The sequence below is a fragment of the Mycolicibacter terrae genome, from assembly GCF_010727125.1.
In the GTDB taxonomy this organism is placed as follows: Bacteria; Actinomycetota; Actinomycetes; order Mycobacteriales; family Mycobacteriaceae; genus Mycobacterium; species Mycobacterium terrae.
This window is the reverse complement of record NZ_AP022564.1, coordinates 1,964,481-1,976,979: the sequence shown is the minus strand read 5'-3', so window position 1 is coordinate 1,976,979 and position 12,499 is coordinate 1,964,481. Positions and strand designations below refer to the sequence as shown.

Sequence of the window (12,499 nt, the reverse complement as noted above, 5' to 3'; positions counted from 1 at the left end):
CGATCCTCCGATGCAGTGGGCCGAGGTAGCTCTAAGAGTTCGCAAGTAATCTACCAAAGCACTAAATAAGTGCAACGCGTCGCACCGAAGTCCGCCCGTCCGGAAGCGCACGACAGCCCGGCCGCGAAAATGCGGGCCGGGCTGCCGTGGTGTGCCGATCTAGAAGCTGAACCAGCTCGACATCTCGGTCCACAGATCGGTGAGCCCCAGATAGACGCTGTCGTGCTCGGGGTCCAGGGCGTGCAGGAAGTCGTCCCAGACCAGCAGCGAGTTCTTGCCGCCGTATTCGCCGATCTCCTGCATGTCCAACGGCAGGTCGGGGTTCCAGGTCGGCGGCATGAAGTAGCCGGTCTCCGGGTTGATCGGCCACGGCCCCAGCAGACCCGGATCAGTCAGGATCCCGCCGTTGACGACCAGCGCCGGCAACCAGGGATTGATGGCCGCGAGCGAGTCGATGATCTGGTTGTGGGTGTCCGCGTCGAAGGTGAACATGCCGGTCTGCAGCGCCGAAATACCGGCCAAGATCTGCTCGTCGGTCCCGCCGTTGGCGTGGCCGACTGCGTTGTCGCCCGCTTGCTCGGTCAGATCGATCCACTGCTGGATCTGCGGGTTGGGCGCCCCGATGGCCTGGATCGACTTGACCAGGTCCAGACTGGTCACCCCCCAGGGCGGGGACACCGGCGGCATATTGCACAGTCCCGGACACATCGGGCTGCCGGCGACGTAGGGGTTGAAGTCGACGACCATCCCGGCAATCAGGGCTTTCATGGCCTGGAAGATGTCGTCCGAGCTGGCGAAGTGGAAGCCGGTGAGCGGGTCGTCGCCGTTGACACTCCAGTCGACCGGCTGCATCAGGCTGTCGAACCACTTCTGCATGGGGCCGAACGGGTCCAGCTTGAAGGTCAGGCCCGCCCACGGCATCAGGTTGATCTGGTTGCCGTAATCGTCGAGGACGGGGTCGCCGTTTTCGTCGAGAAGCGGATGCGTGCCCGGGTAGCCGAAGCCGGGCTGAGCCTCACCGGACCATGGACTCCCGCCGTACATGGGCCCGCCCGGCACCGCGCCGCCCTCACCGACACCGGCGTCCGGGTTGGCGATGCCGCCGGACGTCGGGTTGTCGGGGTCGCTGAACGGGCTGTCCGGGAACTTGTAACCGTTCAGCATGTCCTGGATCGGCACCTTCAGCCAGTACTTGAACAGGTCCAGCTGGTTGTCGTCGTTGGGGAAGTTGGTGAACTTCGCGAAGAAGTTCAGCATCGCGTCCAAACCGGTGATCCCGGTGATCGGCTCGACCGGAGACATCGGGTAGCACTGGATCGAGTCACACGACGCGCTGATCGGCAGCAGGGCCGCGGCGAACATCGCGAACTGCTGGCCCCAGCCCGCGGTGCCGTCGGCCAGGGCATCCGGGTCGATCGTGGGGTCGTACAGGCCAGAGAGCTGGGGCGCGAACGGGAACAGGTAGTCCATCACGGCCATGAAGTGGCCCGGGTCGCCCGGGTCCTCTCCCCAGATGTTGGTGGCGCTGGGGGTGAACCAGTTCCCGGTGAAGAAGAACGAGTTGGCCAGCACGTTGGTGGCCGACACCTCGTTGTAGGGGATGTTGACCAGATCCTGGAACAGGTTGAACGGGATGTTCAGGATCGAGGCTTCCGCGGCGAGCTGTATCGCCCGCTCGGCGGCCGTCAGGCCCGGCGCCCACGGTGCGACCGGCGCAACCGGGGCGATCGCGAGGGCACTTGCTGCCGCAACCACCGCACCGGTGGTCGCGAATCGGCGCTGAGGCCCCGCACGATGCGCACCGGCAGCCGCGGCTCGCCGCTGAGCACGGTTTGCGCCAGCGACCGCGTACCGCCGCTTCGGCGCCGCGCGATGTGCACCACCGCGCTGACGCGTCACACCATCTATCACAGTTCCCCCTCTAGTCCCCACGAACCGTGACAGCATAACCGCGTCACGGCTGGGTGTCTAAGCGAGCACGGGATAATTTACACGGGGGTTGCGTTAAGGTCCGCTCAGTCCCTCATAATCGTTGTCATCGGCTGATCTGTGCTGGTCGGTCGAAGCGGGCGCGATCACGGTGTGACCGTGCTCACTTTAGGCGGCATCGCCGGGGCGGTGGTCGTGGGCCGACCTACAGCAGCGCCGCCAGATCCCCCAGACCGACGGCGTCGAGCAGTCCGGCGAAGCCATCCGCGGTCCCCGACCCCGAGCTTGCGATGTCGCCGATATCGGGACCGGCCCCCAGTACCGGGATCAAGTCGTTGAAGTCCACCGGCTGGTAGCCGGCCAGGTTTGCCCAGTCTGCGAAGAATCGCTGTACTCCGGACTCGGCCATGAAGTCGATGAGCTGCTGCATTACCGGTGACGGCGGCACCGCGATCGGGGTGTCGACGTTGGCCGGCGGGTTATCCGGCGCCGCGTTGCCGACATCGAACCACTGCTGTAGCGACTGCGACACCGCGTTGTTGACGTCGACCTGGTGCGGTGTCGGCCCGTTGGCCATGCCGTAGAACGCATTCAGTGGGCTGTCCGCAGTGGCCAGGGCGAGCCAGTGCTCCAGGTAAGGGTTGCCGGGCCAGATCTGGTCGAGTCCGGTCACCAGTGCCAGCGGCGTGGTCGACGGATTCGCCAGGCAGGTGGTCCCGCAGAACGGATCCCCGGGCGACGACGGGTCGAAAGCGATGATCAGGCCCGCGACGAGGGTCTGAAGTGCCCGGCCGAACTCTTCGAACGTGGGGACATGAAACCCGCTCACGTAGGTGTTCAGGTCCACCGGCGCCTGCAGGCTGTTGAAGAAATTCTGGAACGGATACATCAGGTCCAACGTGAACGTCTCGTTGGACCACGGCATCAGGTGCACTGGGAAGCCGTTGCCGTTGACGACCTCATCGGTGCCGGGAACCACGTGGATTCCCTGCGACTGCGTCGCGGCGTCCTGCGGCAGGTTCGCGATGTCGCCCGGGGTCGCCGGATGGGTTCCGGCGAAACCCAGGACCGAATCGCCGGGCACCGAGCCATCGGCGTTTCCCTCAGCGTCGGTGCCGATCCCCATCGAGGGGCTGATCACCGTGGGAAAGGTATAGCCATCCATCAGATCCGACAGCGGCACAGCGAACCAGTTCTGGAACAGCGGGTAGGGCTGCAGGCCGGTCAGGGTGGCGAAGAACCAGGCGTTGTGGTCGAGGAACGAGGAGCCGGTGATCTCGCTCGACGGCAGCAGCGGTGCGCTGTAGTCGGCGTCGCTGGAGGCGCTCGTCGGGAGTTCGGCATCAGCGAGCAGGGTGAGCTGCTGCCCCAGACCCAGGTGGCCGGCCGCCGCCGCGTCCCAGTCGAAACCGGGGGCCCCGGGTTCCGGACTGCCCTGCCCGGAGATCGCCGTGAATGGAAACGCCAGGTCGATCAGGCCCATGAAATGGCCCGGATCACCGGGATCCTCGCCCCAGATATTGGTGGCGCTCGGTGACCACCAGTTACCGCTGTACATCAGCGCGTTGCCCAGGATGGTCAACGCCCCGACCTCGGTGTTGGGAATGTTGACAATAGCCTGGAACAAGTTCAGTGGAAGGTTGAACAGCGAATCGGCGGCACTGGCCAACGTGATCGCCCGCTCGTCGGCGGTGATCCCCGCCGGCGCCGCCACCGGCGTGACCAGCGCGGCAACCACCCCAGCCGCCGCGACAGCGGCAACCTTGTTATTAGATGTGCGCTTCTCCATCTCTGTGACTCCCCGACCAATGTTTCGCACAGGATCGGGTGAATCTACATCAATTGGTATGCACACGACGATAAACGCAGAACTTCGCGCTATCCGATACGGATAGGGAGACTTTTCCGCCTTAAAAATGGACTATTTGATCCGAAAACGGATTATTTTTCCAGCCATGCGCGGTTACCGTAGCTGTCCAGGTGAACCACTTCCCCGACCGGCTTGCGGGTGGTGGGGCCGTAGCGCCCGCGCGGCCAGCCCAGGGGCACGATGCAGCACGGCGTGACCGCGCGCGGTAGGCCCAGGATGCGCCGCGATGCCCGCTGACTCCACAGCGGGAGCGTGATCAGCGAGGCGCCCAACCCCATGGCACGGGCCGCCAGCAGTAGATTCTGAACACTCGGGTAGATCGACCCCCAGTAGGCCGACTCGGCGATGTGCGGCATCCGCACCACCGGCAGCCGCCCCTCCCGGGCGCCCAGGCGTAGGCAGGCCACCACCAGCACCGGAATCTCCGCGAAGTGGTCGATCTGCCACTCCATGGCCCGCGCGATGCCGGCGATCGCCGGGTCGGTCTTGAGCCTGCGCCGCAGGACCACTCCGCGCTGGACCTTCCACGCCTGCCGGTAGCGCTCGGCGAGTTCTTCCTTGACACGGCGGTCCCGGACGACGATGAATTCCCAGTTCTGGCCGTCATTGCCGGTGGGGGCCCGCAGGGCCAGTTCGATGCACTTGAGCACCACGGCGTCGTCGACCGGGTCGGAGTAGACCCGCCGCACCGCGCGCTGGGTCATCATCGCCTCGCCCAGCGGCATGTCGAGCCGAGTCAGCGCCTCGGCCGCGTCGGGCACATGGGTGGGAATGAAGCGCGGGGCGTCCGACCCTGTCATTTTCCGGTCCTGTCGCTCAGCCACTCCGCGGTGAACCGCTGGATCTCTGGGATTCCTTGGGCGAACTCTTTCGCCAGGAAGCTTTCGATGGGTCCGCCCACCAGCGGGATCCGGAATTCGATGGTCCCGGTGAGGTCCATCCGCGAACCACTGCCGGCGGGTTGCAGCACGGCGGTGCCGCCCCCGCCGCCCGGCGCCCCGATCACCGCGACGTCGATGTCGCCGTTGATCCGGCCGTCCCCGGTGGGAGTCCAGACCTCGGTGGTGACGATATTGAGGTCACCGCGGTAGACCTTGGTCAGGATTCCCGGCAGTGCACCGTGACGCAGGTCTTCGGTGACCACGACCCGCACCGTGCCGTCGGCGTCGACGGTGAGCGAGTCCAGGGTCTTCTCGCCGCCGTCGAACTCGGCGTTGCGAGCCAGCCAGTAGTCGCGCGAGCCGAACGCGGAGTGCACCTGCTCGACGCTCGCGGGCGACTCGAACACGATGTCGAAGGAACGGGGCATCGGCGCCTTTCTCTCCCTGCTCTTTGCTATTTGCCGAACAAGCGGCTCGCCAGGTCCGCGGCGAACTTGCGGACCCGGTCCAGCTGCTCGGGCTGGACGTTGGTGGGCGGGAGGCGCAGACCCAGGTAGCGCTTCCGGTAGCGCCCGCTGCCCAGATAGCTGGTCAGCGACAGCATCGAGCGCAACGGGTCGCCGGGGTAGGTGAAGTGGATCTCGTCCTGGTAGCGGCCGCCGCACGCCTCGGCCAGCCGGCAGACCTCGGCATAGTTCTCCTGCCAGTACTCGCGACACACGGTGAACACCGCGAACTGCTTGCCGTCCAACAGTTTTCGCGCTTCATCGGTCTGCAGGAAGGACCGGATCGGCATCGCCGGCGCCTTCCACCAGGTCGGCGAGCCGATGCAGATCAGGTCGTAGTCGCCGTCGCGCACCGCGTCGGGAGTCCGGATCTCGCCGATCTCGCCCCGCTGCTGGGGTTTGAGCACACTGAGCATGTCCGGCCACACCCGCCGCATCGGGAAGCGCGAGAACCGCTGTGCGTAGCGCGGGTCGGTGAACTCGATACCGGCTTTGACCACCTCGCAGCCGCGCTCGGTGAACACCTCACCGGCGGCCTCGAGCACCTTGAGCGCCTGCCCGGTGAAGCTGTAGTACAGCAACAGGATCCGCGGCGCCCGTTCGCCGCCCTTGGTCTCATCCGCCATGTGTGCCTCCTGGTTCATGCGCCGATCCCAGCTTCGGCTCTCCTCCGTCGAGCCTCGCTGAACCGCCGGGTTCATGCGACGGTCCCAGCTTCGGCTCTCCTCCGTCGAGCCTCGTGAACCGCCGGGTTCATGCGCCGATCCCAGCTTCGGCTCTCCTCCGTCTAGCCTCGCTGAACCGCCGGGTTCGACCGTGCGGTGCACCGAGTGCCCGTCCAGGGTATTAGGCTCGCCGACGTGGCAGACAAGATCCCCGTCGACCTGCACGGTGCCGCCGCGACCATGCTGACGACGCTGTACCTCAAGGCACTCGACGCCGATTTCGACTCTCCGGTCTTGGGTGATCGGTACGCCAAAGAGGCGGTCGAGCGCATCGACTTCGACTGGGATGCACTCAAAGCCCCCGGCCGGTGGGCGCCCCTGGTGACGGTGCGCACCGCGCAGTACGACATCTGGGCGCGCCAATTCCTGGCCGCTCACCCCGGGGCCACCGTCATCCACCTGGGCTGCGGCCTGGACGCCCGCGTGTTCCGCATCGATCCGGGCCCCGAGGTGGCCTGGTACGACGTCGACCAGCCGCCGGTGATCGCGTTGCGCGAGCAGATCTATCCCGACCGTCCGGGTTATCACCTGGTGGCGACGTCGGCGACCGACCCGTCCTGGCTGGACGCCATCCCCGCCGATCGCCCGGTGCTGTTGCTGGCCGAGGGCATCAGCATGTACCTGACCGAATCCGACGGCGTGGCGCTGCTGCAGAGCATCGTCGACCGCTTCCCCGCCGGCGAACTGCAGATCGACTTCTACAACTGGTTCGGGATCAAGTCGCAGAAGACCCACCGGCTGCAGCGCCAGTCCGGCGCCACGCTGCACTGGGCGGTCAACGGCCCCGGGGAGATCCTCGACAAGGTCAGCGGTGTCCGGCTGCTGGCCGCCGCCAACCTCTTCGACGCCGAGACCTTCAGCCGGGTGCCGGCCGGATTCCGGCGATCCAGCCGGGTGGCTCGCGCGGTGCCGCCGCTGCGTGGAATGCTGCAGTACCACCGCTACGCTTTCGGCCCGGTCAGCTGACGCCGGCTGCGGCGGCGTGCTGCTCGGCGATACCGCACAGCAGGGAGCGGATCGCCTCCACCGAGCGCTCCGGCTCGGGTCCGTGCGAGTGGTACTCGATGTTGAGCTGGCCGGAGAAGATCTGGGTGAAGTAGATGTCGATGCCGGCGCTCACCGCGAAGTACAGCTCGCCGTGAGTGGTGGTCACCTCCACGCCCGGTGGGGTCCGCACCGGCGGGACCAGGCCGTTGTTGCTCAGCACCACCACGTCCGGCATGCCGGGCGGGTTTCCCACGTACTGCGGGCTGAAGTGCAGCCGGGACTGCTGGATGACGCCCTCGTCGAGGTCCTTCTGGAAGTTCTCGGCGATGTCGCGGGCCATGTCGACCAGATCGGTCTTGGCGTCGATCTCGGCGAGGTAGGTGGCCAGTCCGATCGGGTTGGTGCATCCGGTGGCCGAAACCGGCGGTGACAGAAAGTATCTCAGGTCGACGGTGTAGACGTAGGGCACCGGGATGCTCAGTTTTCCGCGCAACTGCCATTCGGCCATCAGTACGGCCGCCGAGAGCACGGCGTGCAGGCTCAGGTCGTGGGCCCGGCCGAACGCGACCACGTCGTTGGTCTGACTTTCGGTCAGCCGGCAGGAGACCATCGGTACCCGTACCGGCGAGGACGGAGTCTCGTCGGCGACGGCTCGGCGGGTGGGCGGAAGGTCGTAGGCGAACAGGGCCGGCATGAATCGCTCGATCCCGGACCGCTTCTGCTTCTCGATCCCCCGGTCGGCCAGCACCGCTTCGATCGACTGCGGTGCCGGCTCGACATTGATCGCACCGATTCGTCCGGTCGTGACCAGATCCGTGTAAAAGGAGAGCATCTCCTCGATCAGCGCGTACATGTGATGACCGTCGGCGACGGCATGGTGCACATACAGGGTCGGCTGAGCCTGCCCGTCGGTGATGATGACCCGCATCGCCACCAGCGATTCGGTCTGATCGAAGTGCGGCGCGGGAGGCTCGGCGTCGGGGTGAGCGAGTTCGATGACCTCGATGCCGTCGGGCATGAGGTCGTCGGTGACGAACTGATGCCGGCCATCGGGCAGTCGCTCCAGCCGCCCGGTGAGGATCGGGTGCGCCTCCAGCAGCGCCTCGTAGGCCTCCGAGAGCAGGTCGATGTCGACCGGACCGGTGACGTGAGCGGCCAGACCCACGAAATTGTGAGTCTCGGCGAGCATTTCCTCACTGATCGCAAGCTTCCGAATGACCGACGTGGCAAACACTTTCCGGTTCTCCTAACTAGGACAGCTCGACCAGGGTCATTTCGTCTTCGGTGGACTCCAGATCATCCTCGGCGATGGCCTCGCGGACCAGGTCCATCACCGCCGTCGAGAAGCCGTCGGCGAGCGAGCGCACCACGGACTCCTCGATCCGGCGGCTGTCATACCACCAGTCCAGGTGCAGCACTCCGGCGGTGCGGTAGGCCCGCAACTCCAGCGCGTGTCCGAGGCCCGGGAGGGCCTCGCGCACCGGCATCGCGACGTCGGGGTCGAACTGCACCGGGGCGTCGCCGGCCGACGGCAGCTCGGGGATCGCCCCGACGTAGGAGAAGTGGATGTCGGCGGGTGCGACCGACCCGAACAGTCGCGCGGTCGGCGCGTAGAGGTAGCGCAACAGACCGTAGCCGATCCCGTAATGCGGTACCCCGGCCAGCGTTTCGTGGACGTCGTCGAGCAGCTGGCGCGCGCTTGCCTGTCCGTCGGTGGAGCAGCTCAGCGCAACCGGGTAGATCGTGGTGAACCATCCCACGGTGCGCCGCAGGTCGACGTCGGGTTTGAGCACCGAGCGGCCCGCTCCCCCGATGTCGACCGCCACGGTGCCCTCACCGACGGCCGATGCCAGCGCCCGGCTCAACCCGGCCAACAGGATCTCGTTGATCGGCAGCCGCAGCCGGCGCCGGGCGTCGTCGATCTCGCTGGTCTCGGCTGCCGCCAGCGCGGTCGTGAGCTTGGACAGGTCTGCTGCCACCGGAGGTTCGGCGACGTCGGCACCCAGCCGCAGAGTCGCGGCTTTCGTTGCCTGCAACCAGTATTCACGACTCTCCAACACCGCCGGGTGAGTAGCGAGCCCGGCGCTGCGCTGCGACCATTCGGCCCATCCGACGCCGACCGGCGCCAGCTCGATGTCGTTGCCCGCCAGCTTCTGGCCGAACGCGGTGAAGATGTCGGTCAGCAGGATGTCGCGGGACGCCTCGTCGCCGACCGCTGCGTGCAGGCTCAGCGCCAGATAGCACACGTCTCCGGCCGAACCCCGGATGTACAGGGCGGTCAGCGGCGGGCAGGACAGGTCCTGTTCGCCGATGTGTTCGGCCAGCATGGTGCGCACCGCGTCGTGCTCGGCGGTGAGGCCCTCCGGCAGGGAGTGCGTGCTGATCTCACCGAAGTCGCCGGGTTCGGCGAGGTGCTGTTCCCAGGTGCCGGCCCGCTCGGTGATGCGTAGCCGGAGCGCGTCGTGGTGATTGACCACCGCGGTGAGCACCGACCGGACGTCATCGACCGAGACCTCGGGGAGCAGTCGAAGGATCAGCGGGATGCGCCAGCGGCCGTGCTCGCGGACACCGTTCTCCAGGAAGTAGGTGATGTTCGGCGGGACGGGCGGGTGCTCGACGGCGCCGGGCGACTGGCGGGCAAGCCCGCCTGCGGCGTAGCGGGCGGTCAGTGCTTTGGCCAGCGCCGACACCGTCGGGTTGTCGTAGAGGTCCTGCGGGGTCAGGTCCATCCCCTCGTGGGAGGCGGCCATCGCGACGCTGATCGCCACCAGCGAGTCCCCGCCGATGTCGAAGAAGTTGGCATTGCGGTCCACTGAGCCGACCCCCAGGCAGATCGCCCAGATCCGTTGCAGCGTCGCCTCTATCGACTCGCCACCGGCCGCCGGGCCGGTGCCGCCCGCGCCGCTCGCCGCGACGCCGTTGGTCGAGGCGGCGCCCGACACCCAAGTCGCGCCGGCGTTGTGCTCCAGCCAATGCCGTTGACGCTCAAACGGATAACCCGGAACCGTGACGCGCCTGGGCTGGTAGTCACCGCGCAACGGCGACCAGTCCACATCGACGCCGGCGGCCCAGAGCTGGCCCAACGCCAGCAGGAAGGCATCCCGGTCGTCGCGGTTCTGGGCATGGTGGCGCATCAGCCGGACGGTCCGGTGCCCGTCGGCGAACTTCGGGTGGCGGGCCGCCGAAGCGGTCAGCGTGGCCCCGGGTCCGACCTCCACCAGCACGCGGTGCGGCTCGTTCAGCAGCGTGTCGATCTCATCGGCGAAGCGCACCGTCGCCCGCACACTGCGCGCCCAGGTCGCCGGGTTGGTGGCTTCACTGGCCGCCATCTGAGTGCCGGTCAGGTTCGACAGCAGCGGAATCTGCGGCTCCCGCAGTGTCTGGCGGGACAGGAATCCGGTGAACTCCGGAATCATCGACTCCATCAGGCGGGAGTGGAACGCATGCGAGGTACGCACCCGGCGCGCGTTGATGCCGGCCTGCTTGAGGGCCTCGGAGAACTCGCGGATGGCGTCTTCGCTGCCGGCCACCACGCAGCCGTCCGGATCGTTGACCGCGGCGAGGTCGACGTCGCCGGTCAGATACGTGCCGACCGCGTCGGGGCTCAGCGGAACCGCCACCATGACGCCGCGCGGGGCGGCGTGCATCAGCCGGGCCCGCATCGCCACCACTTTGATCGCGGTGTCGAGATCGAAGACGCCGGCGACGGTGGCCGCGGCGTACTCGCCGATGCTGTGACCCACCAGCGCCGCCGGACGCACCCCGTAGCTCTCGATCAGCTTCGCCAGCGCGTATTCCACGGTGAACAGCGCGGGCTGGGTGCGGTCGGTGCGTTCGAGGTCGCGTGAGGTGCCGTCGAAGATCACCGCACGCAGGTCGTAGCCCAGCTCGGCGTCGAATCCGGCGATGCAGCGATCGAAGTACTCGGCGAAGACCGGTTCGGTGTCATAGAGCCCGCGCGCCATCCCGATGTGCTGCGCGCCCTGACCCGGGAACAGGAACACCACCCGGTCGGTGTCGGCTGCATTGGCGGCAAGATCCAATCCCTCGCCGACGAAGACGTTCTCGCTCTCCTCGGCGCCGAGCACGGTGACCGCGTCGGCCCGGTCGGCGACAACCGCGGCAAGCCGGAGGTTCTCCGGCTGCCGGCGCGCCAGCGTGTAAGCCACATCGGTCAGGTTCGCCGCGTCGGTGTCGGCGCCGACAGACAGCTCGGCCGCCAGATCCGACCGCCCCTGTTGCAGCGCCTCGGCGGTGCGCGCCGACAGCAGCAGTACCTGGGGCCCGGGCCGGGGTGCGGGCTGCGTGGACTCCTCGGCCCACTCTTCCAAGATGACGTGCGCGTTGGTGCCGCCGACCCCGAAGGAGCTGACACCGGCGCGGCGGATGCCGTCGGATTCCCAGGGCCCGTACTCGCCGCGAATCCGGAACGGCCCGTCGTCGAGATGAAGTTCCGGGTTCGGGCTGGTGTAGTGCAGCGTGCCGGGAATCGCCCGGTGCTTGAGGCACAGGATGGTCTTGATCAGGCTGGCGATGCCGGCCGCCGACTCCAGGTGCCCGATGTTGGACTTGACCGAGCCGATAAAGCACGGGCCGGTCCGCTCCCCCTCCGAGACCGCGAAAGCCTGTCGCAAGCCCTCGATTTCGATCGGGTCGCCCAGCGGGGTGCCGGTGCCGTGCGATTCGATGTAGCTGATGGTGGAGGCGTCGACCTCGGCGACCGCGTGCGCTTCGGCGATCACGTCGGCCTGCCCGGCGGCGGTGGGCGCGGCGTAGGTCATCTTGGTGGCGCCGTCGTTGTTTAGCGCCGAGCCCCGGATCACCGCGTGGATGCGGTCCCCGTCATCGACCGCGTCGGCCAGCGACTTGAGCACCACCACGCCGACACCGCTGGCGAAGATCGTGCCGTCGGCCCGCACGTCGAACGGCCGGCAGTGCCCCGTCGCCGACACCATCGAACCCGGCTCGTGCCAGTACCCGACGTGGTGCGGGACGCGCAGTGACGAGCCGCCGGCCAGCGCCATGTCGCATTCGCCGTTGAGAATGCTCTGGCAGGCCAGGTGCAGCGCCACCAGCGCCGAGGAGCAGGCCGTCTGCACCGACAGTGCCGGCCCGCGCAGGTTGAGCTGGTGGGCCACCCGGGTGGCCAGGTAGTCCTTGTCGTTCTGCAGCGACAGGTTGACCATGTCGAAGCTGACACCCTGCCCGATGATGAGGTTCGGGTCGTAGTGCGACATCAGGTTGTGCAGCAGGTAGCCGCTGGTGGTGCTGGTGCCGTAGACGCCGACCGAGCCCTCGAGTTTGTCGGGCTGGTAGCCGGCGTCTTCCAAAGCGTGCCAGGCGGTCTGCAGGAACAGCCGGTGCTGCGGGTCCATGGTGCGTGCGGCCAGCGGGGTGAAGCCGAAGAAGCCCGCGTCGAACTCCTCGATGCCGTCCAGCAGCGCGGCTCGTCGCACGTAGTTGTGGTTGGCCAGCGCCTTGTCGCTGACGCCGGCGGCACGCAGCTCGTCTTCGGACAGCGTCACGATGGATTCGGTGCCGCTCCGCAGGTTGTCCCAGAACGCCGTCAGGGTGCGGGCGCCGGGAAACCGCCCGGCCATG

8 protein-coding genes are annotated in these 12,499 nt (G+C 67.4%); 1 reads left to right on the top strand and 7 read right to left on the bottom strand.

Annotated features, from left to right (window positions below; translation table 11 throughout):
- Positions 1-159: 159 nt before the first annotated feature.
- The 5 genes from G6N23_RS09560 to G6N23_RS09540 form a co-directional block, all read right to left on the bottom strand.
- Positions 160-1,755 (bottom strand): hypothetical protein, encoded by a 1,596-nt coding sequence (locus G6N23_RS09560; RefSeq protein WP_085259242.1) that lies wholly within the window; start codon positions 1,753-1,755, stop codon positions 160-162.
- Between the two features lie 379 nt (positions 1,756-2,134).
- Positions 2,135-3,718: a hypothetical protein gene (locus G6N23_RS09555; protein ID WP_133055444.1), complete on the bottom strand. Its 1,584-nt coding sequence runs from the start codon at positions 3,716-3,718 to the stop codon at positions 2,135-2,137.
- A 152-nt stretch (positions 3,719-3,870) separates the two neighbouring features.
- Positions 3,871-4,599 (bottom strand): nitroreductase family protein, encoded by a 729-nt coding sequence (locus G6N23_RS09550; RefSeq protein WP_085259240.1) that lies wholly within the window; start codon positions 4,597-4,599, stop codon positions 3,871-3,873.
- A complete protein-coding gene (locus G6N23_RS09545) occupies positions 4,596-5,108 on the bottom strand; it encodes a DUF2505 domain-containing protein (RefSeq protein WP_085259239.1) in 513 nt (170 codons plus the stop codon). Before G6N23_RS09545 ends, G6N23_RS09550 begins: the two co-directional genes overlap by 4 nt.
- Positions 5,109-5,134: 26 nt before the next feature.
- Positions 5,135-5,830, bottom strand: coding sequence for a flavodoxin family protein (locus G6N23_RS09540; RefSeq protein WP_085259238.1), 696 nt, complete (start codon positions 5,828-5,830; stop codon positions 5,135-5,137).
- A gap of 216 nt (positions 5,831-6,046) precedes the next feature.
- On the opposite strand from G6N23_RS09540, the gene G6N23_RS09535 reads away from it, so the two are divergent.
- A complete protein-coding gene (locus G6N23_RS09535) occupies positions 6,047-6,877 on the top strand; it encodes a class I SAM-dependent methyltransferase (RefSeq protein WP_085259237.1) in 831 nt (276 codons plus the stop codon).
- Here G6N23_RS09535 and G6N23_RS09530 read toward each other — a convergent pair.
- Together G6N23_RS09530 and G6N23_RS09525 are read right to left on the bottom strand one after the other, a co-directional pair.
- On the bottom strand, positions 6,870-8,132 hold the full coding sequence (locus tag G6N23_RS09530; RefSeq protein ID WP_085259236.1) for a phthiocerol/phthiodiolone dimycocerosyl transferase family protein: 1,263 nt from the start codon (positions 8,130-8,132) through the stop codon (positions 6,870-6,872). The two genes, G6N23_RS09535 and G6N23_RS09530, sit on opposite strands and share 8 nt — an antisense overlap.
- A 16-nt stretch (positions 8,133-8,148) precedes the next feature.
- Positions 8,149-12,498: a type I polyketide synthase gene (locus G6N23_RS09525; protein ID WP_234808485.1), complete on the bottom strand. Its 4,350-nt coding sequence runs from the start codon at positions 12,496-12,498 to the stop codon at positions 8,149-8,151.
- Between the last annotated feature and the right edge of the window lies 1 nt (position 12,499).

Excerpts from the sequence above, each read along its gene's own strand:
- G6N23_RS09540 (WP_085259238.1), bottom strand. The coding sequence starts at position 5,830 with ATGAACCAGGAGGCACACATGGCGGATGAGACCAAGGGCGGCGAACGG.
- G6N23_RS09550 (WP_085259240.1), bottom strand. The coding sequence starts at position 4,599 with ATGACAGGGTCGGACGCCCCGCGCTTCATTCCCACCCATGTGCCCGAC.
- G6N23_RS09555 (WP_133055444.1), bottom strand. The coding sequence starts at position 3,718 with ATGGAGAAGCGCACATCTAATAACAAGGTTGCCGCTGTCGCGGCGGCT.
- G6N23_RS09525 (WP_234808485.1), bottom strand. The coding sequence starts at position 12,498 with ATGGCCGGGCGGTTTCCCGGCGCCCGCACCCTGACGGCGTTCTGGGAC.
- G6N23_RS09545 (WP_085259239.1), bottom strand. The coding sequence starts at position 5,108 with ATGCCCCGTTCCTTCGACATCGTGTTCGAGTCGCCCGCGAGCGTCGAG.